Origin of the sequence: Maritimibacter sp. DP1N21-5 (assembly GCF_019218295.1) — a bacterium.
Lineage (GTDB): Bacteria > Pseudomonadota > Alphaproteobacteria > Rhodobacterales > Rhodobacteraceae > Maritimibacter.
On record NZ_JAHUZF010000006.1, the window covers coordinates 421,658 to 442,576 of the forward strand.

Sequence of the window (20,919 nt, forward strand, 5' to 3'; positions counted from 1 at the left end):
CTTAGCGCGTGAATTTGCGATGCTGCGTCAAAAGAAGAATGACGAGCAGCACAGGTTTTCGCGAAAATGCGAGACGTTCTGGTAACTCTTTGGGGGGTTGCGTTCCTGCTTGCCGGCCCCGCGGTCGCGCAGGACGAGGAGGGCGTGGGCGCCTTGCCGCCACCCGTGATGGGCGCGGTCTCCACGCGGGATGTGACGCAGGAGTGGGAGGCGGCCAACCAGCCCGGTGCACCTGAAGTGGCCCAGGAGAGGGCACAACAGCCAGCCGAAGTCGCCCAACCCCCGGCGGCCGCGCTGCCACCAGACGGGCCGCGCTTCGTCGCTGCGCCGCCGGCGGACTTCACCTTCCGGCGCATCGCCGCCCCCGCAGCGGGCACCACGGGGCGTATCACGGTTCAGATCGACCCTGACGAACAGGCACGCCTGCGCGCCGCCGCCCGCGCCGAAGCCGAGGCCCGGCTCGCATCGCTCACGCCCATGGCCGAGGACCCGGTGCCCGGCGCAGCCCCGATGCCCTTCGACTGGTTCTGGGGCACCGTGTCGCCCAGCATCGAGGGCGGGGGCCCGGTCAACGTGGCCCGCGCGCTCCGACTTCTGGAAACCGACAGCCAGATCGATCCGCCCCGGCTTCAGCACATGCAGGACATTGCCCGTGCCTATGGCCCGCAGATCCTCATGGCCACCGTGGGCACCACGATCTCGCCTGCGCTGGTGCTCGCGCTCATTTCGGTCGAAAGCGGCGGTGTCGCGACGGCCGAAAGCGAAAAGGGCGCGCAGGGGATCATGCAGCTCATCCCTGATACCGCCGCGCGGTTCGGCGTGGCCGACGCCATGGACCCGGCGCAGAACATCAAGGGCGGCGTCGCCTATCTGGACTGGCTCATGGGCGAGTTCCAAGGTGACGCGATCCTGTCGCTCGCGGGCTACAACGCGGGCGAGGGGGCCGTGGGCGCGAACGGCGGTGTCCCGCCCTATGCTGAAACGCGGGCCTATGTGCCCAAGGTTCTGAACGCCTGGCGGGTGGCGCGGGGGCTTTGCGTCACGCCGCCGGAACTGCTGACGGACGGCTGTGTCTTTGCCGTGAACGGGATTTGAGAATGAACATAGACTTGACGTTGAAGAAGCCGCTCGTTCTCGACGTGGACGGCACGTTCCTGCGCACGGACTTGCTGTTCGAGACCTTCTGGGCGGGGCTGGGGCAAAATCCATGGGCCACACTGTCTGCATCCGTGCGCCACATCCGCAACCCGGCACGGCTCAAGGCCGAGCTGGCGGCTCTGGGGCAGGTGCGCACCGATCTGATGCCGGTCAATGAAGACGTGATGACCGCGATCCGCACGGCCCAGGCCGAGGGGCGCGAGGTTGTGCTCGCCTCGGCGTCGAACGAGGCGCTGGTGCAAAGGCTCGCACAGGATCACGGGTTGTCGGCGCGTGTCCTCGCGTCGACCGCGACCAGGAACCTGAAGGGCACGGCCAAGGCGCAGGCGCTGGTCGAGGCCTTTGGTGAAGGCGGGTTCGACTACGCCGGGAACGAAGCCGCGGACATGGCGATCTGGTCCCATGCCCGCCGTGCCATCGTGGTGGGAGACGAGGCTTCTGCGCGGAAGATGGAGGCCGCCGGCAAGCCGGTGATCCGCGTGGCAAGCGGGCAAGCGCCCGCGAAGATCCTCAAGGCGCTTCGACCGCATCAATGGGTGAAGAACGTCCTGCTCTTCGTGCCGCTGCTGGCCGCACATGACTTCGGCCTGACGACCATTCTTCTCACGCTTCTTGGCATGGCATCCTTTTCGCTGGCTGCGAGCTCGATCTATGTGGTGAACGACCTCCTCGACCTCGAGGCCGACCGCCTGCACGTCAAGAAACGCCACCGTCCCTTCGCGAGCGGCGCCGTGCCCATTGCGCGCGGTATGGCGGCGGGGCTGGCCTCGGGACTCGTCGCGGTGCTCATCGCGCTCTGGCTGTCGCCCGCCTTCCTTGGCGTGGTCCTGCTCTACATGTCTCTCTCGCTCGCCTATTCGCTCCGGCTCAAACGGATGCGTTGGATCGACATCGCGGTGCTCGCAGCACTCTATACGCTCCGGGTCGTGGCCGGGGCGCTTGCGGGCGGGGTATATGTCTCGGGCTATCTGCTGGTCTTCATCTTCCCGGCCTTCCTGACGCTTGGCTGCGTCAAACGTCTGACCGAGGTGACGCTCGCCGAGACGGACGCGCGGCTGCCCGGTCGGGGCTATGGCAAGCCCGACCGGAGCGACCTTCTCAATGTCGCTGTGCTGGGCGTGGCAGCAGCGCTGATCAACTGGCTGCTCTATTCCTTCACCGAACAGGCCGAGAGCCTCTATCCCACGCAATGGCTCATCTGGCTGTGCCTTGTTCCGATCACCTGGTGGCTCGTGCGGATGGTGCGGCTTGGGTATCAGGGCCGGATGGACCATGACCCCATCGTCTTTGCGCTGCGCGACAAGCGGGGGATCGGTCTCATGCTGATCGTGCTCGCGCTGATGTTTCAGGCGGCAGGGCTTTGGGAGGCGTGGATGGGCGGCGTCATCGGCTGACGCCTCCCCTATTGCGGGACGCAGGCAGGATCAGACCGAAAGCTTCTTGAACAGCCGCTCCGGGATCGACCGGATGATGAGCATGATGTAGCGCCAGAAGAAGGGTGTGTAGATCACGTCCTTCCTCTTCTCGACCGCCTTCAGGATGTCTTCGGCCACCTTCGACGGAGGGGCAACGAGGAACATCCCCTCGATCCCCCAAGTCATCGCCGTGTCGACGAAGCCGGGCTTCACCGTGACCACATGGCCACCCGAGCGGGTAAGCCGGTTCCTCAGGCCTGAGAGATAGGTCGCGAGACCCGCCTTGGCCGAACCATAGACATAGTTCCCGATCCGCCCCCGATCGCCCGCCACGGATCCGACGCCGACGACCGTGCCGCCGGCGCGGGCCTCCATATGGGGGGCGAGCGCCTGCAGGAACTTGGCAGGGCCGGTGTAACTGTCGGCCACGACGCCGTCGATGAGGCCGGGATCGGCGTCGATGGCAGACTGCTCAGGCATCGACCCCACGAAGACGGCGGCATTGATCATGCCGTCCTGCGCGAGCGCGGCCTCGATGATGGGGGTGAATGTGGCTGCGTCTCGTGCGTCGAAACGAACGGCCTTGGCCGAAGCGGCGCCTCGTGCCGTCAGATCGACGGCGGCGCCATTCAGGTCGTCCATGTCGCGGCCCGCGAGCAGGACATGGGCGCCCTGTTCGGCCACGGCGCGGCCGAAGGCGCGGGCCATGGAAGAGGTCGCGCCGAGAATGATCCAGGTCTGATTCATTGCGCCGCTCCTTCTCCGCTCTGGCGCAGGCCGAGCCTTCGCACCATGTTCGTCATGAGATCACCACCCGGATCGGCTTTGGCGGCCTCGCGGGCCCAGTCCTGCCATTCCGGATACATGCCCTTGATCGTTTCGCCGGGGGCAAGACTGTCCTTGGCAAGGTAGAGCCGCCCTCCGGCTTCAGCGGTCATCGCCTCCAGTTCCTCGATCAGCTTCACGGCGCGGGCGCGATTGGGGAAATCAACGGCGAGCGTGTAGCCCTCCATGGGGAAGGACAGCATTCCGGCCCGGCCCGGTCCCATGCGCTTGAGCACGGCGAGCGGCGAGCCGAGGCCGGAGCGGGCGATCTTGCCCATCATCCGTCCGAGGGCCTCGGTCTGGTCCGACGGCACCACGCATTGGAACTGATGAAATCCGCCCTTTCCATAGAGCTTGTTCATCGCGTGGACCTTGTCGAGCGGGAAGAAGAACTCTTCCAGCCGTTTGACCGAGTTCCGGCCTGCCTCTGGCACGCGGCGGAAGTACCCTTCGTTGAAGGCGCGCGCGAAGAGGGAGTTGGAGAAGAGCCCGATGGCCACGGGAACCGATTTCGCCTTTGAGGGCGCGGGCAGCGGGGCGTCGGTCAGTTCGGCTTCCTCGAGGATGCCGCGACCCATGGTGGCGCCTTTCGCCTGAACGTCGATCCAGCTCACGGCATAAGTGGCGGTCGAGGCTTCGAGTGCCTCGATCTGGTCTTCCCACGACATGATGCGCCGTTCCGACACACGCATGGCGGGGCCGGGCGTCGGCTTCATCTGGAGCCGCGCCGACAGGATTACGCCGGTCTGGCCGATGCCTCCCAGCGTGGCACGAAAGAGCGTCTTGTTGCGCTCCGGGGTCGCGGTGACCCTTTTGCCGCCGGACATGAGCGTGACGGCCAGCACATGCGCGCCGAAGCTGCCTTCGACATGGTGGTTCTTGCCATGCACGTCGTTGGCAATGGCACCGCCGATGGTGGCGAAACCGGTGCCCGGAACGACTGCCGGAATCCAGCCTTTTGGGGCGAAGAGACGAACGAGATCGGCCAGCGTGACCCCGGCCTCCACCTCGACGATGCCCGTGGCGGGATCGAAGGCGATGATCTTGTCCATCCGGGTCATGTCTATGGCGCGGCCCCCGTCGTTCAGGGGACTGTCGCCATAGGAGCGTCGGTTGCCGAAGGCCGGCGCGGGGGCCTCTTCGAGGATCTTGGCGAGGGTGGCGGCGCGCTCGGGTCGGGCGATCTCGCCCTTGGCCTTGTGCACATTGCCCCATGCGGCATATTCAGTGGTTTTCCAGAGCATTTTCGTGTGTCTTCGACTGTTTTTCAGCGATTGGGAAAAGAACGAGACCGATCAGGATCGCGAACCAGAGCGTGGTCACGCGGATGATCGCGGTGGCGGGGATCGAGGTTTCGAGGCCGACACCCTCGAGGCTGAGAAGCGCGATCATCGCGGCCTCTGCTCCTCCAACCCCGCCCGGCGCGCCGGTGAGACCACCGGCAAGCGTCGCGAAAACGAAGATCGCGATCGCCTTGGCAAGGCCGATGTCGGCGCCCATCCAGACGAGGAGCAGGTGAAAGGCGTAGCCTTCTGCAAACCAGCCGATCAGGCCGATCACCGTGGCGAGCCCCATGAGAGCGGGGGCCGAGAACACCTCGAGCGACCGGGCGGCGCGACGGACGCGCGCGAAAAGCCGGTCGAACCGCCCGGTGAGGCGATGACCCGTGGTGGCGAGCTTCAATAGGATCGCGGGCCGCGTGGCGACGAAGGCACCCAGAAGGGCGAGGATCGTCACCGGGATCCCCCCGGCGATGCCGGTCGTGGAGAAAGCGAGCGCGAGCCCCAGGATCACCGCCATGGCGGCGAGGTCGGAGGCCCGATCGACGAGCACGAGGGGCGCGGTCCGCTCGAAGGGCCAGCCGCTCATACGCCGGATCCAGCGCATCCGCACAAGCTCGCCCACCCGGCCCGGTGTCACGCTCATCGCGAATCCACCCAGAAAGTGGAGCGCGTTCGTGGCGAGGCGTAGGGGCAGGCCCAGCTTGCGCGCAAAGACATGCCAGCGCAGTGCCCGGAAGCCGTAGTTGAAGAGCGACAGTCCCAGAAGTGCTGCGAACTGCCATGGCGCCAGCTTCAGAAGCTGCGCCTTGGTCTCCTCCCACCCCGTCGCCGCTGCCGCGCCGATCAGGCCCACGACGACGAGCAGGATCAATCCCGCCAGCAAGGCGCGGTCGCGCCATCTGCGGGTCTTGCCGGGGGCCATCGCGGGCGAAGAGGACTCGGTCATCGTCATTGGCCCCGATCTAGAGACGGATTGGGGCGATAATAAGGTGCTGTTTCGCAAATCGAAACGACCAATCCCGGCAATCCGCCTGCCTTCACTGCTTCATAAATACTTCGGAAGGGTCTGGGAGGATCGCCATTGTTGCGCCATTGGTCCGAGCGACAATGGCGATGCCCTCCCAGCCGGTCGGATTTCGCGCAAGCGAAATTCGACTAACAAAAGGACAGCCGGATTTCGCGCAAGCGAAATTCGGTCCTCAGAACGGCAGCGCCGCGTGGCGGTTCACGTCCTTGTAGAGCAGATAGCGGAACGGCTCCGGCCCGGCGGCATAGCAGGCCTGCGGACAGAAAGCGCGCAGCCACATGTAGTCGCCCGCTTCGACCTCGACCCAGTCCTGGTTGAGCCGGTAGACCCCCTTGCCCTGCAGCACGAAAAGACCGTGCTCCATCACATGGGTCTCCATGAAGGGAATTACCGCGCCAGGGGTGAATTCCACGATGGTCACGTGCATGTCGTGGCGGGTGTCGAGCGGGTCCACGAAACGGGTCGTGGCCCAGGCGCCATCGGTGCCGGGCATCGGGTGCGGGGGGTGGTCACGTTCGTTGGTGAAGAAGGGCTCGGGCGTGTCGATGCCCTCGACCCTGTCATAACGCTTGCGGATCCAGTGGAAAAAGGCCGGTTCGGTCCCGAGGTTTTCCACCGTGTAGTCGGTGCCCGGCGGGAGATAGGCATAACCGCCCGGTCCCATGCGGTGGACCTCTTCGTCCGCCGTCTTTACCCAAAGCTCGCCACGGGTCACGAAGAGCACCGCTTCCGCCTCGCGGTTGGTTTCGGGCCGGGCTGAGCCGCCACCCGGGGCGACCTCGAGAATGTAGTGCGAGAAGGTTTCCGAGAAGCCGGTCATCGGGCGTGAAATGACCCAGACCTTCGTGTTTCCCCAGAAGGGAAGCGCGATCAGCACGATGTCGGTCATCGTCCCGCGCGGCAGGACCGCGTAGGCCTCGGTGAATACGGCTTTCGAGGTGCCGCCCGACAACAGGTCGGATTGCGGGGGAAGCCCCCCGGGCGGCGTGGCATAGGACCGCGGTACCAATGTCATCTCCTTGCAAGTCCGTCTGCTATAGGCAAATCGCGCCCGCAAGCCAAGAGCACTGTTTGCACCTGCAGCATGACGCCCTACATTGAAGACATGGTTGAGACGGTTGATCTTTTCGTCATCGGGGGTGGCGTCAACGGATGCGGGATCGCGCGGGAGGCCGCAGGGCGCGGGCTCCGTGTGACGCTGGCCGAGATGGGGGATCTGGCGCAGGCGACGTCCTCGGCCTCCTCGAAGCTCATTCACGGCGGGCTGCGCTATCTCGAGTTCTACGAGTTCCGCCTCGTGCGCGAGAGCCTCGCCGAGCGGGAGAAGCTGCTCGCGGCACTGCCTCATATCGCCTGGCCCATGCGCTTCGTGCTGCCGCATCACGACGGGCTTCGGCCCGACTGGATGTTGCGGGCCGGACTGTTTCTCTACGACCGATTGGGCGGGCGGGGTCTGCCGCCGACGCGACGGATCGACCTGCGCACACATCGCGCGGGGCAGCTCCTGTCGCCGAAGTTCCGATACGGGTTCGAGTATTCCGATGCCTGGGTGGACGACGCGCGGCTCGTGGTTCTGAACGCCCGCGATGCGGCACTACGGGGCGCGACCATCCTGACCCGGGCGTGGGTCGTCTCGGTCACGCGCCACGCCGCCCATTGGGAGATCAAGGTCGAGCGGGACGGGCATGTAGAGACGCTTTTCGCCCGCAGGCTGGTCAATGCCGCTGGTCCCTGGGCGGGCGAGGTCAGCCGGACCACGGGCGCGTCGCACAAGGTGCGGCTGGTGCGCGGGTCCCATGTCGTCATTCCGCGTCTGCCGGGGCACGACCAGCCCTATATCCTGCAAGGCGGCGACGGGCGCATCGTTTTCCTCCTTCCTTACGAGGATGACTTCACCCTGATCGGCACGACCGAGGCCGAGCATAAGGGTGACGCGGGCCATGCGGTCTGCTCGCCCGAGGAGGTCCGTTATCTGGTCGATTTCGTGAACGGCTACCTTGCGACCCCGATCTCGACCGAGGATGTCGTCTGGACCTATTCCGGCGTGCGACCTTTGATCGAAGGCGAGGGCGACGCCCGATCTGCTTCACGCGACTACCAACTCGACTACGATGACAGCGCCGCGCCGCTTCTGACCGTGCTCGGGGGCAAGCTCACCACCTACCGAAAGCTCGCCGAGAATGCCTTGGGCTTCATGGGGGTCGGCGGGCCGTGGACCGCGCGGGCGCCTCTGCCCGGCGGCACCTTCGACCGGCGCGCCCTGCCTTCGATGCTCGCCGATCTGCGGGCGAAGTATCCGTTCCTGACCGAACGCTGGGCCCGGCGGCTCCTGCGGAGTTATGGCACCGATGCCGAAACGATCCTTGCGGGCGCAAGCTCGGCCGAAGCGCTGGGCATGGATTTCGGCGCCACCCTGACCGAGGCGGAGGTGCGATTCCTGATGCGCAACGAGTTCGCCCAAACGGCCGAGGACGTGCTCTGGCGCAGGTCGAAACTCGGACTTCGGCTGGATACCGAGGCGGTCGTCATGCTCGATGATGCGATGGCGCGCATCGCCTCTGGACCGCCGGACAGGGCCCGCGTCGCCACCGGCTGACACTGCCCGTTTCCCCCTTGTCCCATTGGCTTTTGCAATTTGCACGAGTGATTGACGCAATACCCCAATGAAAATGGGGTTTGCGGGACAGCTTCATCTGCCGAAATGCTTCCCCGACCTGACATCCTGCGACTAACGTCAAAGGCGGTGGTCAGGTCGAGACCTGTATCAGCCTGGTGCCGACACATGCTCGCACGGTTCTTGGAGGGACCGTCGCGGGGAGGACATGAAACGATGCGCCCGGGTCACGACCTGATCACTCACCCGCGCCGGGTGATGCAATCGGATGCACGTAGATGCACCAGGGAGGAACATAACAAATGGCGATCACACTCAACATCAACGGAAGCGCGCATGAGGTGGATGCGCCCGAGGACATGCCGCTTCTCTGGGCGATCCGCGATGTGCTCGGCATGACCGGGACCAAGTTCGGCTGCGGTGTCGCGTCCTGCGGGGCCTGCACGGTCCATGTGGACGGCGAGCCGACCCGCGCCTGCCAGACTCCCATCGGAAGCGTGGGTGAGGCCGCCGTGACCACCATCGAGGGCCTGTCAGGTCCGGTGGCGCAAGCGGTGCAATCGGCATGGCAGGATCTCGACGTCGTTCAATGCGGCTACTGCCAGTCGGGCCAGATCATGAGCGCGGTGGGTCTTCTGACCGAGAACCCCAAGCCCGACGATCAGGCCATCGACGATTACATGTGGGGCAACGTCTGCCGCTGCGCGACCTATACGCGCATCCGGGCCGCGATCCACGAAGCATCCAGCCGAATGGAGGCATGACATGAACATTCGCACAACGCGCCGGGGTTTCATGACCGGGGCCGCCGCGGCAGGGGCCGCGCTGGTCGTCGGGATCAACCCCAAGGGAAGCTGGGCCGCCGCCCATGGCGGTGAGTTCATACCGAACCCCTTCGTCCGGATCGACGGTGACGGCACCGTGACCGTGATCCTCAAGCATTTCGAGATGGGGCAGGGCACCTCGACCGGGCTCACCACGCTTCTGGCCGAGGAACTGGACGCCGACTGGGAGACGATCCAGATCGAATTCGCGCCCGCCGATACCGTGACCTACATGAACACGCTCATGGGCGTGCAGGGTTCGGGCGGGTCGACCGCCATCGCCAACAGCTTCATGCAATACAGGGAAGCGGGGGCGGCGGCGAAATCGCTGCTCGTCATGGCGGCCGCCGAGGAATGGGGTGTCGAGGCGGGCACGATCACGGTTGAGAAAGGCATGCTCTCTTCGGGCGACCACTCTGCCTCCTTCGGCGAGATGGCCGCGCTCGTGAAAGAGGGCGCTACGCCGAACCCGGTGCTCAAGGACCCGAGCCAGTTCACCCTGATCGGCACCGACCATATCCCGCGCAAGGACAGCCTGGCCAAGACGACGGGCACCGCGACCTTCGCCATGGACGTGATGCCCGAGGGCGTCGTCTATGCCGTCATGCAACGCTCGCCAAAGTTCGGGGGCACCCTCGTGTCCTTCGACGATGCGGCGGCCCGCGAAGTGCCGGGTGTCGTCGACGTCAAGGAGACGCCGATGGGCGTCGTGGTCTATGCCACCAACACCTGGGCGGCGGAGCAAGGGCGTCAGGCGCTTGCCGTCGAATGGGACTTCGCCAATGCTGAGACCCGGTCGACGTCGGACATGGAGGCCGAGTATCTGGCCGCTCTGGACGGCGAGGGCCTGCCCGCACGGACCGAAGGCGATGCGGCCGCGGTCCTGGCCTCGGCGGCCAAGACCATCGAGGCGGAGTTCCACTTCCCCTTCCTCGCGCATGCGCCGATGGAGACGCTCAACAGCGTGGTGCAGATCGCGGATGGCAAGTGCCAGGTCTGGGACGGCTGCCAGTTCCACACGGTCACGCAAGGCGCCGTGGGTGCGGTGTCGGGCGTCGGGGCCGAGAACACTTCGATCGAGACCGTCTATGCCGGGGGCTCGTTCGGGCGTCGTGCGAACTTCAACTCGGACTACGAGGTCGAGGCGACCATGGCCGCGCTCGCGCTGGGTGATGGCCGCCCGGTCAAGCTCGTCTGGACGCGGGAGGACGACGTGAAAGGCGGGTATTACCGGCCAATGGTGGTGCATCGCGTGAAGGCGGGGGTGACCGAGGACGGCAACCTCGATGCCTGGCATTCGTCGATCGCGACCAAGTCTATCTTCACGGGCACGCCGATGGGCGACGCGGTGGTGGTGAACGGTGTCGACGTCTTCTCGGTCGAGGGCGTGGCGGATACGGAATACACCATTCCGAATTTCGCCGTGGACCTGCGCAACATGGAGACACCGGTGAGCGTGCTCTGGTGGCGCTCGGTCGGCCATTCGCATTCCGGCTACGCCATGGAGGTCGCCATGGACATGGCCGCCGAGGCCGCCGGGCGCGATCCGGTGGAGTTTCGGCAGACGCTGTTGGCCAATGAACCGCGGACGCTGGCGGTGCTCAACCTGGCCGCCGAGAAGGCGGGCTGGGGCGGCGAACTGCCCGAGGGCCGGGGGCGCGGTGTCGCGGTGCACAAGAGCTTCAACACACGCGTGGCGCAGGTGGCCGAGGTTTCGGTCACCGACGGCAAGGTGAAGATCGAGCGTATCGTGGCCGCGGTGGATCTGGGCGTCGCGGTAAACCCGGACGTCATCCGGGCGCAGGTGGAAGGGGCCATCGGCTATGGCCTTGGCCATGCCATGCGCCAGAAGATCACCTTCACGGAAGGCGAGGTCGACCAGTCGAATTTCCCGGACTACGAGCCGCTCCGAATGTCCGACATGCCGGAGATCGAGGTGCATATCGTCCAGTCGACGGAGGCACCGACCGGGATCGGCGAGCCGGGTCTGCCGCCGGCGGCACCTGCGGTGGCCAATGCGATCTATGCGGCCATGGGCAAGCGGGTGATGCGCCTGCCGATGGTCGACGACGGGATCGAGTTCGCCTGAGGGGTTGCGCGCGACGCTTCGCGCCGCGCGCGGCAGGCGGGGGGCTGCGCCCCCCGCACCCCCTGCTCAGGGTATCGTGAGGTTGGGACGCACAGGATCCGGCGTCGCCCTGTGTGGTGGCGTCGGATCTTACGTATTTGGGGAAAGATGAAAGGGGTGGCAGCTCTAACCAGTGACGATATAGGGCGTGTCGAACCAGTGTTCTTCGAGATTCGCACCGGGGCCGACGCGGTCGACGACGGCGAAGAGGCCGGGGGGCGCGAGCGGCGTGAGGACGCCGTGCCATGTGCCACGGTTCAGGTTGATGCCTTGGCCCGGTGCGGTGCGAAAGGCGAGCGGCGTGCCGGGGGTGCCGTTGTCATCCGGGGCAACGATGACGAGGAAGGACGCCTCGTACATCGGGAGGAAGGCTTGCGAGCCATCCGGGTGGCGTTCGACGAGGTCGAGCGTGTAGGGGAGCGCGCGGGGTTCTGCCTTGAAGATCGAAATGGCCGCGCGGCCGTCGGCGAAGTCGAGCGTGGCGCGGTCGTGGTAGCGTCCGCATTTTCCCTGATTGATGATCTTGTCGGGCGCGCCGGTCGCGTCGAGGATCTGGCCGAAGGGAGCGAAGGCCTCGGGCGTGAGGGGCTCGATCTTGATGGTCGTCATGGGAGCAGCGCCTTCAGCCGGTGGAGCGCAATTCGCTCGACCTGTCGGCAGGCTTCGGAAAACTCGGTCTCGGTGTCGTTGTCCACGCGACGGCGGAAGGCGTTGAGGATCCCCTGCTTGTCGTGGTCGCGCACCGCGATGATGAACGGAAAGCCGTGTTTTTCGACATAGGCAGTGTTGAGCCGGGTGAAGGCGTCGTGCTCCTCGACGGTGAGCGCATCGAGCCCGGCGGAGGCCTGTTCCTCGGTCGATTCGGCCGTGAGCCGCTTGGCGGCGGCGAGCTTGCCGGCGAGGTCGGGGTGGGCGGTGAGAACGCCCAGACGCTCGTCGTGGGAGGCGGCGCGGAACTGCCGGGTGAGCGCGGCGTGGAGGCCAATCGCGCTGTCGTGGGCGGGGCCTATCTCGGCCTCCCACGCGCGTTCGGCGATCCAGGGGGAATGTTCGAAAATCGACCCGAACTTCGCCACGAAGGCAGGCTTGTCCAGCGCGGATGGTGCGATAAGTCCAGCAGGCGGATGGGTCGCCGCCCAATGTTCGGCGATGTCGATCCGGCGCGGGGTCCAGACGCCCTCGAAGCTCTGGATGTAGTCGATGAAGCGTTTGAGCCCCATGACCCGCCCCGGCCTGCCGACGAGGCGGCAGTGAAGACCGACCGACATCATCTTGGGCGAGCCCTCCAGCCCCTCGGCGTAGAGCGCGTCGAAGCTGTCCTTGAGGTATTGGTAGAAATGCTCGCCGGTGTTGAAGCCCTGCGCGGTTGCGAAGCGCATGTCGTTGGCGTCCATGGTGTAAGGGATGACGAGCTGGTCGCGCGCGCCCACCTTCAGCCAATAGGGCAGGTCGTCGTCCACGGTGTCCGAGACATAATCGAGCGTGCCCATCTCGGCGGCGATGCGGATCGTGTTCATAGAACAACGCCCGGTGTACCAGCCGCGCGGCGGGGTGCCGGTGACGAGCGTGTGGAGGCGGTAAGCCTCGTCCATCGCAGCGCGTTCGTCGGCCTCGGGCATGTCCTTGTGTTCGACCCACTTGAAGCCATGCGAGGCGATCTCCCAATCGGCGTCCAGCATCGCGGCGACCTGTTCGGGCGAGCGGGCGAGCGCGGTCGTCACGCCATAGACCGTGGGCTTGATCCCCGCCCGTGTGAACAGGCGGTGGAGCCGCCAGAACCCGGCCCGCGCGCCGTAGTCATAGACCGATTCCATGTTCCAGTGCCGCTGGTCCGGCCAGGGGGCGGCGCCGACGATTTCCGACAGGAAGGCCTCGGAGGCGGCGTCGCCATGCAGGATGTTGTTCTCGCCGCCCTCTTCGTAGTTCACAACGAACTGCACCGCGATCCGCGCCCCGCCGGGCCATTGTGGATCGGGAGGGTTCGCTCCATAGCCACGGAGGTTGCGCGGGTATCTGTTCATGCTCTGCCCTTCATCGGTCCTGGTCGCTCGCGGATTGCCCAAGCGAAAGGCAAAATCCGCATCAAGGAGTAAGCGCTTGTGAATGCTTTGGAAACGGTTTTCACTCAGGCGCAGGGACCGGCCATGATCCGGGCCGGGACGAATGAACATAGACATGGGCATTCAAGGGACAGGATGACCAGACAATGAGCGGATATCTGACGACACATGTGCTCGACACCGCGCGGGGCTGCCCGGCGGCGGGCTTGCGCATCGACCTTTTCCGGCTGGTCGGCGAGGCGCGCAGTCATGTGCGCAGCCTCGTCACCAATGCGGACGGACGCACCGACGAGCCGATCCTGCCGAAACCGGACTTCGAGCCGGGCACCTATGAGCTTCTGTTTCACGCAGGCGCCTATCTCGATGCGAGCGGGGTCGCCCCGGAGGAGCCCCGCTTCCTCGACGTGATCCCGATCCGTTTCGGCATGTCGGAGGAGAGCCACTATCACGTGCCGCTGCTGCTTTCGCCCTTCGGGTTCTCCACCTATCGCGGGAGCTAGAGCGATGCTGATGACCATCTTCCTCGACTGGCTCGAACTGGCGGTGCGCTGGACCCATGTGATCACAGCCATCGCCTGGATCGGATCGTCGTTCTATTTCATCGCTCTGGACCTCGGGCTGCGGCCGGCCCGCGATGCCGACAAGGGCGTGGGGGGCGAGGCCTGGCAGGTGCATGGCGGCGGGTTCTACTTCATCCAGAAGTATCTGGTGAGCCCGGCGCGGATGCCCGATGAACTGACCTGGTTCAAATGGGAGAGCTATGCGACCTGGCTCTCGGGCGCGGCACTTCTCATGCTCGTTTATTGGGTCGGGGGCGAGATGTATCTCGTCGACCAGCACAAAATGGAAATGCCGCTCTGGCTGGGCATCGTGATTTCGGCCGCCTCGCTGACCGTTGGCTGGCTGGTCTACGACCGGCTCTGCAAATCGGGACTGGCGGAGAAGCCGACGCTGCTCATGGTGCTTCTGTTCCTGCTCCTCATGGCGATGGGCTGGGGCTACAATCAGATCTTCACGGGTCGCGCGGTGATGCTGCATCTGGGCGCCTTCACGGCGACGATCATGACGGCCAACGTGTTCTTCATCATCATGCCCAACCAGCGGATCGTGGTGGCGGACCTGATCGCCGGGCGCACGCCGGATGCGAAATACGGCAAGATCGCCAAGCTCCGGTCGACGCACAACAACTACCTGACCCTGCCGGTCATCTTCCTGATGCTCTCCAACCACTACCCGCTGGCCTTCGCGAGCGATTACAACTGGTTGGTGGCGGGGCTCGTCTTTCTCATGGGGGTGACGATCCGGCACTTCTTCAATACCCATCACGCGCATGGGCCCTATCTGTGGTGGACCTGGCTGGTGACGGCGCTCCTCTTCCTCGCCGCGATCTGGCTGTCCACGCTGGGGACGGAAGGCTGGACCTATGAGGAGGCGGAGGCGCGGGCCATGAGCGCGCAGGAAGAGCGCTTCGCCAGTGCGGAAGGGTTTTCGGAGGTCACCGACATCGTCATGGGGCGCTGTTCCATGTGCCATGCCCGCGAGCCGGGTTGGGAGGGGATGGTGTCGCCGCCCAAGGGGGTAATCCTCGAGACGCCGGCGGACATCGCCCATTGGGCGCATCGGATCTATCAGCAGGCCGGTCTGACCGACGCGATGCCGCCGGCGAATGTGAGCTGGATGGAGCCCGCGGAGCGGGCCGCGATCCGGGCCTGGTTCGACGAGGCGGGGTGAGGTTTCGCCCCGGACTGCGTCCGGGACGCCCGATTGGGAGGAGGCTTTGCCTCCCCCCAAATCCCCCACCAGGATATTTATGAACCAGAGAAGAGGACGCGGGCGCTTTTCTGGACGCGTGAGGCTGTTATAAGGCGCCGGCAAGGCAGGAGTTTCGCGGATGCGCAGAGCGAAGGTGAGCCGTCAGACGGCGGAGACGGAAATCACGGTCGAGGTGAACCTCGACGGGACCGGGGTCTATGACAACGACACGGGCGTGGGGTTCTTCGACCATATGCTCGACCAGCTGTCGCGCCATTCGCTCATCGACATGACGGTGCGCGCGAAGGGGGACTACCACATCGACGATCACCACACGGTGGAGGACACGGGCATCGCACTGGGCAAGGCCCTGGCCGAGGCGCTTGGAGACAAGAAGGGCATCCGGCGCTATGGCGAGTGCCATCTGCCGATGGACGATGCGCAGGTCCGAGCGGCCCTCGACCTGTCGGGTCGGCCCTATCTCGTGTGGAACGTGGATATTCCCACGGCCAAGATCGGGAGTTTCGACACCGAGCTCGTGCGCGAGTTCTTCACGGCCTTCGCCGGGAACGGAGGCATCACCCTCCACGTCGACCGGCTGCATGGCTTCAATTCCCACCACATCGTGGAGGCGGCGTTCAAGGCCGTCGCGCGGGCGCTGCGGGTGGCGGTTGAGACCGATCCGCGCAAGGCGGACGCGATCCCCTCGACCAAGGGCGCATTGTAAGGTGCGAACGGTTCTCATCGACTACGAAAGCGGCAACCTGCATTCGGCCGAAAAAGCCTTCCAGCGCATGGCGCGCGAGGTTGGCGGGGGCGAGGTGCAGGTGACGTCGGACCCTGCGGCCGTGGCTCGGGCGGACCGGATCGTGCTGCCCGGCGACGGGGCCTTTCCGTCCTGCCGTCAGGCGCTCTTTGACCATCGCGGCATCTTCGAGGCGATGGGAGAGGCGGTCCTGACGCGCGGGGTGCCCTTCATGGGCATCTGCATCGGGATGCAGATGCTGGCCACGCGCGGCCTCGAATATGTCGAGACGCCGGGCTTCGACTGGATCGCGGGCGAGGTGGTGCATATCGAGCCGGGCGCAGGCCAGAAGGTGCCGCATATGGGATGGAACGACCTCGTCATCGACCATCCGCATCCGCTGCTCGAGGGGCTCGCCACGGGCGACCACGCCTATTTCGTGCATAGCTTCCATTTCCGGGTGGCTGATCCTGCACACAGGCTCGCGCACTGCGACTATGGCGAGGAAATCACCGCCATCGTCGGGCGCGACAACATCGTGGGCACGCAGTTTCACCCGGAAAAATCGCAGGCCAACGGCCTTCGGATGATCGGGAACTTCCTGCGCTGGACCCCCTAGCGCCATTCCCCTTTCATCTTTCTCCAAATACTCCGGAGGGGTTTGGGGAGGCAGAGCCTCCCCAGCGGGTCGTCGCGACCGAAGGTCGCGGCGAAATCCTACTGAAGCTTCTTCCAGCTCTGGCTCTTGCAGATCAGCCCGCCCGCCACGCAACCTTTCAGCGCCAGATCGTTGCCGGTGATCTGCATCTTGCCGATGTAGGTCTTGTTGTCCGCAGGGCGCAGAACCTCACCGGCATAGGCGCCGTCGCCTTGCGGGGTCATGTTCATGACGATCTGCTTGCCCTTGTTGGGCGAGTCGTATTCGGTGCCGTCAGCCTTGAAGGTCCGGGTGATCGTGCCGCAGACGGCGGGGCCGCAGGCATACATGTTGACCATGGCGAAAGAGCCTTCGTCCACCTGCGTCTGCCAGATGCCGATGGCCGGGTCTGCGGCCTGCGCCGAGAGTGCGGAACCGAGCGTGAGAGCGGCGGCGAGTGCGATGCGTTTCATGGAATCCTCCCTGTTTCGGGGCATCGTCCATGAAGTCTCACGTCAATACAACAGTGACGTGAAGCCAACCTGCGAGCGTCGCTCAGGGTGCCCGACCTACTGCACCTGGGTCCAGGTTTCGTTCCGGCACAGTGGCCCGATACAGGCCGACACGGCCATCGAACCGCCGTTGACCTTGAGTTTCAGGGGCGCTGACTGGCCGGTGTCGGGGCGGCGGATCCGGCCGTTCGCGTATTCGCCGTTGCCCTGAGGCTCCATGTTCACGACGATGGTCTTGCCGAGCGAGCCGCCCTGGATTTCGCCGTCCGGGCCGAAGGTCCGTGTCACCACACCGCAGATCCTTCCCGAACAGGGGCCGAAGCGCACATAGGCGTAGTCGCCGTTGTAGGTCGCCGTGCGCCAGGTGCCGGAGAGGCCGGTCTCGGCGAGGGCCGGGGAGAGGCCAAAGGAAAGCGCGGTGGCGGCCGCGATCCGGGTCAGGGTCGTCGTCGGTGTCATGTCATCCTCCAGGTATGGCCATAGTCCCGTCGCGGGGCCAACGGCAATGGTGGGTCGGAAGTTCCGCCGGGTTGTCGTGCCCCAATACGCGTGGTTTAAGCGCGCAGATCAATGAACGTCGGAGCCTGCCATGATCCTTTACCCCGCCATCGACCTCAAGGACGGGAACTGCGTGCGCCTGCTGCGCGGCGAGATGGAGGCGGCGACGGTCTTCTCCAATGACCCGGCGGCGCAGGCGAAGAGCTTCGAGGCGGCGGGTTGCGATTGGATCCATCTGGTCGATCTGAACGGGGCCTTCGCGGGCGAACCCGTGAACGGCGCGGCGGTTGAGGCGATTCTGGCTGAAATCAGCGTGCCGGCGCAACTGGGCGGTGGCATTCGCGACATGGCGACGATCGAGCGCTGGATCGACAAGGGGCTGTCGCGCGTGATCCTCGGCACGGTGGCAGTGGAAAACCCCGACCTCGTGCGCGAGGCGGCGAAGGCCTTTCCCGGCAAGGTAGCCGTGGGAATCGACGCGCGCGACGGGCGCGTCGCGACCAAGGGCTGGGCCGAGGAAACCGACGTGATGGTCACCGATCTGGCCCGGTCCTTCGAAGACGCGGGCGTGGCGGCGATCATCTATACCGACATCAACCGCGACGGCGCCATGCAGGGCCCGAATGTCGAGGCGACGGCCGCGCTTGCCCATGCGGTGAGCATTCCGGTGATCGCGTCGGGCGGGGTGTCTTCGCTCGACGATCTGCGCGCCCTCAAGAATTGCGGTGCGCCGCTCGACGGGGCGATCTCGGGACGGGCGCTTTATGACGGGGCCATCGACCTCAAGGCGGCGCTGGAGGTGCTCAAGGGCTGAAGCGCCCGCCGCGCGTTGCCTTGGCGGCAGGCTCGGGCTATGGGTCGGGCCAAGGAGACCCGATATGCTCAAGACCCGGATCATTCCCTGTCTCGACGTGGCCGATGGGCGTGTCGTGAAGGGTGTCAACTTTGTCGATCTGCGCGACGCCGGCGATCCGGTCGAGGCCGCCAAGGCCTATGATGCAGCCGGGGCGGACGAGCTGTGTTTCCTCGACATTCACGCGACCCATGAAAACCGGGGCACGATGTTCGACCTCGTCCGGCGCACGGCGGAGCAATGCTTCATGCCGCTCACCGTGGGGGGTGGGGTACGGAGCCATGAGGATGTGCGCAACCTGCTGCTCGCGGGCGCCGACAAGGTGAGCTTCAACTCCGCTGCCGTGGCGAACCCCGATGTGATCGCCGAGGCCGCAGAACGCTTCGGGAGCCAGTGCATCGTCTGCGCCATCGACGCAAAGACCGTGGAGCCGGGGCGGTGGGAGATTTTCACCCATGGTGGACGCAAGCCCACGGGGATCGACGCGGTCGAGTTCGCGCGGCGCGTGGTGGCGAAGGGGGCGGGAGAGATCCTGCTCACCTCGATGGACCGGGACGGCACGCGGGCCGGGTTCAACCTGCCGCTCACCCGCGCGATTTCGGACGCGGTCGAAGTGCCAGTCATCGCGTCGGGCGGGGTGGGCACACTGGATCACCTCGTGGAGGGGGTGACCCATGGCGGAGCGAGCGCGGTGCTGGCCGCGTCGATCTTTCATTTCGGCGACTACACCATCCGCGAGGCCAAGGAGCACATGGCCGCCGCGGGCATTGCGATGAGGTTGGAATGAGCGCGTTGGAGAGACTGGCCGCCACGATCTCGTCGCGGCGGGGAGCGGACCCGGATACGAGCTGGACAGCGAAGCTTCTGGCCAAGGGGCCGGAGAAATGTGCCGAGAAGTTCGGCGAAGAGGCTATCGAGGCGATCATCGAGGCGGTGAAGGGCGACCGCGCGAAGCTGACCTCGGAAGCGGCCGATGTGCTCTACCACCTGCTCGTCATGCTCGCAGCTCGCGACGTGACCCTTGCCGAGGTGCTGGCCGAGCTCGAGCGGCGCGAAGGCACCTCGGGGATCGAGGAAAAGGCCGCGCGCTAGGCCGAGAGGCGCGGAATCTCGATCGCCGGGCAGCGGTCCATGACCACGTCAAGCCCGCGATCGCGCGCCGCCTTGGCCGCGCCGTCATGCGCAATGCCAAGCTGCATCCAGACGGTCTTCAGATGCGGCAGGTGGGCAAGCGCATCGTCCACCACGGGGGGCACGTCTTCCGACCGGCGGAAGATGTCGACCATGTCCACCTGCGCCTCCTCGGGAATATCGGCAAGCGATGCCACGATGGTTTCTCCCAGCGCAGTTTGCCCGGCGAGGCCCGGATTGACGGGAATCACCCGGTAGCCGTTCGCGGCGAGAAAAGCGGCAACGCGGTGGCTCGCGCGTTCGGGGCGGGCAGAATAGCCGACCAGCGCGATGGTGCGGGTGCGGGCGAGGATGTCGCGGATCTGATCGTCGGTGAGTTTGTCCATGCCCTTGAAGATAGGCAGGATTTCAGGCCGGGGAAGGGGAACTGGACGAAAAAGAAAAAAGCGCCCGAGAAGGGGACCCCGGGCGCCAGTCTTGTGGAACGAGGGACAGTGAAGTGAGATTGCAGGCGTTCCACCACCTGGTCTCGGAATGACATTTATGATGCACCTGAATGGAAAAAAGGGGGTGTAAACAATCTGTGAATTGACGGGGCCGTGATCTGTGCGTGCGCGGTGGCTTCACTTGCGGGCGGCAAAAAGCGCTGGATCAGTTGCGCGCTGCATAGAGCGCGACGGCCGCAGCGTTCGATACGTTGAGCGATCCGAAGTCGCTCGCGAAAGGAATCTTGGCGAGGTGATCGCAGGTTTCACGCGTCTTTTCCCTGAGCCCCGGACCTTCGGCCCCGAGGACCAGCGCGATGGCCCGACCCTTCAGGGGCGCGATCGTGCTGGCAAGGTCCGCCTCCGCCTCGCCCGCGAGGCCGATCAGCGTGAAGCCCATGTCCTTGAGTTCGCGCATCGCGTCGGCAAGGTTCGTCACCCGCAGGTAGGGTTGCCGTTCCAGCGCGCCGGAGGCCGTCTTGGCCAGTGCGCCGGTTTCCGGGGCGGCGTGATGGCGCATCCCGATGACGGCACGGGCCCCGAAGACTTCGGCCGAGCGCAGGATCGCGCCCACGTTGTGCGGGTCCGAGACCCGGTCGAGAAGCACCACGAGGGGCGCGCTGTCCCCGTCGCCAAGGCAGACTTCGGCGACTGGACCCCAGTCGAGCGCTTTCACCTCGAGCGCGGCACCCTGATGCACGGAGCCCGGGTCGATGGGCGCGGGGAACTTGCGCGGATCGGCCAGCTCGGGCTCCATTCCGGAGGCGGCGATGGCATCGGCGAGCTTGTCGGCGGCGTTCTTGGTTACGACGAGCCGGAGCCGTGTGCGTGCCGGGTTTTCCAGCGCATCGCGCACCGCGTGGAGCCCGAAAAGCCAGACCGTCTCGGCGGCCGCCGCCCGCTTGCCACGTTCCTTCTCGACCACCCATTTCGGTTTCTTCGTCACGCGTTACGTCCCCTGTCAGATCAGGG

General features: G+C 65.6%; 22 protein-coding genes. 12 read left to right on the forward strand and 10 right to left on the reverse strand.

What is annotated here, in order from left to right:
* Nucleotides 1–66: 66 nt before the first annotated feature.
* Both KJP29_RS09680 and KJP29_RS09685 read left to right on the forward strand, forming a co-directional pair.
* The gene (locus KJP29_RS09680; protein ID WP_255553528.1) at nucleotides 67–1,095 is read left to right on the forward strand and encodes a lytic transglycosylase domain-containing protein; all 1,029 of its coding nucleotides are present in this window, start codon (nucleotides 67–69) and stop codon (nucleotides 1,093–1,095) included.
* Between the two features lie 2 nt (nucleotides 1,096–1,097).
* A complete protein-coding gene (locus tag KJP29_RS09685) occupies nucleotides 1,098–2,552 on the forward strand; it encodes a UbiA family prenyltransferase (protein ID WP_218463364.1) in 1,455 nt (484 codons plus the stop codon).
* A gap of 30 nt (nucleotides 2,553–2,582) precedes the next feature.
* Here KJP29_RS09685 and KJP29_RS09690 read toward each other — a convergent pair whose 3' ends face one another.
* The 4 genes from KJP29_RS09690 to KJP29_RS09705 all read right to left on the reverse strand — a co-directional run bounded on the left by KJP29_RS09690 (nucleotide 2,583) and on the right by KJP29_RS09705 (nucleotide 6,723).
* Entirely contained in the window at nucleotides 2,583–3,320 is a 738-nt protein-coding gene (locus KJP29_RS09690; protein WP_218463365.1) for an SDR family oxidoreductase, read from the reverse strand.
* Nucleotides 3,317–4,642, reverse strand: a complete 1,326-nt coding sequence (locus KJP29_RS09695; protein ID WP_218463366.1) for an FAD-binding oxidoreductase — start codon at nucleotides 4,640–4,642, stop codon at nucleotides 3,317–3,319. Before KJP29_RS09695 ends, KJP29_RS09690 begins: the two co-directional genes overlap by 4 nt.
* Nucleotides 4,623–5,633: a lysylphosphatidylglycerol synthase transmembrane domain-containing protein gene (locus tag KJP29_RS09700; RefSeq protein WP_218463367.1), complete on the reverse strand. Its 1,011-nt coding sequence runs from the start codon at nucleotides 5,631–5,633 to the stop codon at nucleotides 4,623–4,625. The genes KJP29_RS09695 and KJP29_RS09700 overlap by 20 nt, the downstream gene beginning before the upstream one ends.
* Before the next feature lie 247 nt (nucleotides 5,634–5,880).
* A complete protein-coding gene (locus KJP29_RS09705; RefSeq protein WP_218463368.1) occupies nucleotides 5,881–6,723 on the reverse strand; it encodes a bifunctional allantoicase/(S)-ureidoglycine aminohydrolase in 843 nt (280 codons plus the stop codon).
* Nucleotides 6,724–6,792: 69 nt separating this feature from the next.
* Between KJP29_RS09705 and glpD the strand changes: the two genes are divergently transcribed.
* From glpD to KJP29_RS09720, 3 genes are all read left to right on the forward strand, one after another.
* Nucleotides 6,793–8,304, forward strand: coding sequence for a glycerol-3-phosphate dehydrogenase (glpD, locus tag KJP29_RS09710; protein WP_255553531.1), 1,512 nt, complete (start codon nucleotides 6,793–6,795; stop codon nucleotides 8,302–8,304).
* Between the two features lie 320 nt (nucleotides 8,305–8,624).
* Nucleotides 8,625–9,086, forward strand: a complete 462-nt coding sequence (locus tag KJP29_RS09715) for a (2Fe-2S)-binding protein (protein WP_218463369.1) — start codon at nucleotides 8,625–8,627, stop codon at nucleotides 9,084–9,086.
* Between the two features lies 1 nt (nucleotide 9,087).
* Nucleotides 9,088–11,235 carry a xanthine dehydrogenase family protein molybdopterin-binding subunit gene (locus tag KJP29_RS09720; protein WP_218463370.1) on the forward strand — a complete coding sequence of 716 codons (2,148 nt, stop codon included), beginning with the start codon at nucleotides 9,088–9,090 and terminating at the stop codon, nucleotides 11,233–11,235.
* Between the two features lie 165 nt (nucleotides 11,236–11,400).
* On the opposite strand, the gene KJP29_RS09725 is transcribed toward KJP29_RS09720, so the two are convergent.
* Together KJP29_RS09725 and puuE are read right to left on the reverse strand one after the other, a co-directional pair.
* Entirely contained in the window at nucleotides 11,401–11,883 is a 483-nt protein-coding gene (locus KJP29_RS09725; protein WP_218463371.1) for an ureidoglycolate lyase, read from the reverse strand.
* Entirely contained in the window at nucleotides 11,880–13,295 is a 1,416-nt protein-coding gene (puuE, locus tag KJP29_RS09730; RefSeq protein ID WP_218463372.1) for an allantoinase PuuE, read from the reverse strand. The genes KJP29_RS09725 and puuE overlap by 4 nt, the downstream gene beginning before the upstream one ends.
* Nucleotides 13,296–13,480: 185 nt before the next feature.
* Between puuE and uraH the strand changes: the two genes are divergently transcribed.
* From uraH to hisH, 4 genes are all read left to right on the forward strand, one after another.
* A complete protein-coding gene (uraH, locus tag KJP29_RS09735) occupies nucleotides 13,481–13,834 on the forward strand; it encodes a hydroxyisourate hydrolase (protein WP_218463373.1) in 354 nt (117 codons plus the stop codon).
* 4 nt (nucleotides 13,835–13,838) lie between these two features.
* The gene (locus KJP29_RS09740; protein ID WP_218463374.1) at nucleotides 13,839–15,065 is read left to right on the forward strand and encodes a urate hydroxylase PuuD; all 1,227 of its coding nucleotides are present in this window, start codon (nucleotides 13,839–13,841) and stop codon (nucleotides 15,063–15,065) included.
* A 160-nt stretch (nucleotides 15,066–15,225) separates the two neighbouring features.
* The gene (hisB, locus tag KJP29_RS09745; protein WP_218463375.1) at nucleotides 15,226–15,813 is read left to right on the forward strand and encodes an imidazoleglycerol-phosphate dehydratase HisB; all 588 of its coding nucleotides are present in this window, start codon (nucleotides 15,226–15,228) and stop codon (nucleotides 15,811–15,813) included.
* A 1-nt stretch (nucleotide 15,814) separates the two neighbouring features.
* Nucleotides 15,815–16,450 (forward strand): imidazole glycerol phosphate synthase subunit HisH, encoded by a 636-nt coding sequence (gene hisH, locus KJP29_RS09750; RefSeq protein WP_218463376.1) that lies wholly within the window; start codon nucleotides 15,815–15,817, stop codon nucleotides 16,448–16,450.
* Between the two features lie 98 nt (nucleotides 16,451–16,548).
* Here hisH and KJP29_RS09755 read toward each other — a convergent pair whose 3' ends face one another.
* Nucleotides 16,549–16,941 carry a DUF2147 domain-containing protein gene (locus KJP29_RS09755; RefSeq protein ID WP_218463377.1) on the reverse strand — a complete coding sequence of 131 codons (393 nt, stop codon included), beginning with the start codon at nucleotides 16,939–16,941 and terminating at the stop codon, nucleotides 16,549–16,551.
* 96 nt (nucleotides 16,942–17,037) lie between these two features.
* Entirely contained in the window at nucleotides 17,038–17,439 is a 402-nt protein-coding gene (locus KJP29_RS09760; RefSeq protein ID WP_218463378.1) for a DUF2147 domain-containing protein, read from the reverse strand.
* A gap of 130 nt (nucleotides 17,440–17,569) precedes the next feature.
* Here KJP29_RS09760 and hisA point away from each other — a divergent pair, with 130 nt between their 5' ends.
* The 3 genes from hisA to KJP29_RS09775 all read left to right on the forward strand — a co-directional run bounded on the left by hisA (nucleotide 17,570) and on the right by KJP29_RS09775 (nucleotide 19,423).
* A complete protein-coding gene (gene hisA / locus KJP29_RS09765; RefSeq protein ID WP_218463379.1) occupies nucleotides 17,570–18,292 on the forward strand; it encodes a 1-(5-phosphoribosyl)-5-[(5-phosphoribosylamino)methylideneamino]imidazole-4-carboxamide isomerase in 723 nt (240 codons plus the stop codon).
* A gap of 64 nt (nucleotides 18,293–18,356) precedes the next feature.
* Complete coding sequence (gene hisF, locus KJP29_RS09770) at nucleotides 18,357–19,118, forward strand: imidazole glycerol phosphate synthase subunit HisF (protein ID WP_218463380.1); 762 nt, start codon at nucleotides 18,357–18,359, stop codon at nucleotides 19,116–19,118.
* Nucleotides 19,115–19,423 (forward strand): phosphoribosyl-ATP diphosphatase, encoded by a 309-nt coding sequence (locus KJP29_RS09775; protein ID WP_218463381.1) that lies wholly within the window; start codon nucleotides 19,115–19,117, stop codon nucleotides 19,421–19,423. The genes hisF and KJP29_RS09775 overlap by 4 nt, the downstream gene beginning before the upstream one ends.
* On the opposite strand, the gene KJP29_RS09780 is transcribed toward KJP29_RS09775, so the two are convergent.
* Nucleotides 19,420–19,848 carry a CoA-binding protein gene (locus tag KJP29_RS09780; protein WP_218463382.1) on the reverse strand — a complete coding sequence of 143 codons (429 nt, stop codon included), beginning with the start codon at nucleotides 19,846–19,848 and terminating at the stop codon, nucleotides 19,420–19,422. The genes KJP29_RS09775 and KJP29_RS09780 overlap by 4 nt on opposite strands.
* Before the next feature lie 265 nt (nucleotides 19,849–20,113).
* A complete protein-coding gene (gene rlmB, locus KJP29_RS09785) occupies nucleotides 20,114–20,893 on the reverse strand; it encodes a 23S rRNA (guanosine(2251)-2'-O)-methyltransferase RlmB (RefSeq protein WP_218463383.1) in 780 nt (259 codons plus the stop codon).
* Nucleotides 20,894–20,919: the final 26 nt, after the last annotated feature.

What these genes read in the sequence shown, in the direction of transcription:
- KJP29_RS09680 (WP_255553528.1), top strand. Translation starts at nt 67, where the DNA reads ATGCGAGACGTTCTGGTAACTCTTTGGGGGGTTGCGTTCCTGCTTGCC.
- KJP29_RS09685 (WP_218463364.1), top strand. Translation starts at nt 1,098, where the DNA reads ATGAACATAGACTTGACGTTGAAGAAGCCGCTCGTTCTCGACGTGGAC.
- KJP29_RS09690 (WP_218463365.1), bottom strand. Translation starts at nt 3,320, where the DNA reads ATGAATCAGACCTGGATCATTCTCGGCGCGACCTCTTCCATGGCCCGC.
- KJP29_RS09695 (WP_218463366.1), bottom strand. Translation starts at nt 4,642, where the DNA reads ATGCTCTGGAAAACCACTGAATATGCCGCATGGGGCAATGTGCACAAG.
- KJP29_RS09700 (WP_218463367.1), bottom strand. Translation starts at nt 5,633, where the DNA reads ATGACGATGACCGAGTCCTCTTCGCCCGCGATGGCCCCCGGCAAGACC.
- KJP29_RS09705 (WP_218463368.1), bottom strand. Translation starts at nt 6,723, where the DNA reads ATGACATTGGTACCGCGGTCCTATGCCACGCCGCCCGGGGGGCTTCCC.
- glpD (WP_255553531.1), top strand. Translation starts at nt 6,793, where the DNA reads ATGACGCCCTACATTGAAGACATGGTTGAGACGGTTGATCTTTTCGTC.
- KJP29_RS09715 (WP_218463369.1), top strand. Translation starts at nt 8,625, where the DNA reads ATGGCGATCACACTCAACATCAACGGAAGCGCGCATGAGGTGGATGCG.
- KJP29_RS09720 (WP_218463370.1), top strand. Translation starts at nt 9,088, where the DNA reads ATGAACATTCGCACAACGCGCCGGGGTTTCATGACCGGGGCCGCCGCG.
- KJP29_RS09725 (WP_218463371.1), bottom strand. Translation starts at nt 11,883, where the DNA reads ATGACGACCATCAAGATCGAGCCCCTCACGCCCGAGGCCTTCGCTCCC.
- puuE (WP_218463372.1), bottom strand. Translation starts at nt 13,295, where the DNA reads ATGAACAGATACCCGCGCAACCTCCGTGGCTATGGAGCGAACCCTCCC.
- uraH (WP_218463373.1), top strand. Translation starts at nt 13,481, where the DNA reads ATGAGCGGATATCTGACGACACATGTGCTCGACACCGCGCGGGGCTGC.
- KJP29_RS09740 (WP_218463374.1), top strand. Translation starts at nt 13,839, where the DNA reads ATGCTGATGACCATCTTCCTCGACTGGCTCGAACTGGCGGTGCGCTGG.
- hisB (WP_218463375.1), top strand. Translation starts at nt 15,226, where the DNA reads ATGCGCAGAGCGAAGGTGAGCCGTCAGACGGCGGAGACGGAAATCACG.
- KJP29_RS09755 (WP_218463377.1), bottom strand. Translation starts at nt 16,941, where the DNA reads ATGAAACGCATCGCACTCGCCGCCGCTCTCACGCTCGGTTCCGCACTC.
- KJP29_RS09760 (WP_218463378.1), bottom strand. Translation starts at nt 17,439, where the DNA reads ATGACACCGACGACGACCCTGACCCGGATCGCGGCCGCCACCGCGCTT.
- hisA (WP_218463379.1), top strand. Translation starts at nt 17,570, where the DNA reads ATGATCCTTTACCCCGCCATCGACCTCAAGGACGGGAACTGCGTGCGC.
- hisF (WP_218463380.1), top strand. Translation starts at nt 18,357, where the DNA reads ATGCTCAAGACCCGGATCATTCCCTGTCTCGACGTGGCCGATGGGCGT.
- KJP29_RS09775 (WP_218463381.1), top strand. Translation starts at nt 19,115, where the DNA reads ATGAGCGCGTTGGAGAGACTGGCCGCCACGATCTCGTCGCGGCGGGGA.
- KJP29_RS09780 (WP_218463382.1), bottom strand. Translation starts at nt 19,848, where the DNA reads ATGGACAAACTCACCGACGATCAGATCCGCGACATCCTCGCCCGCACC.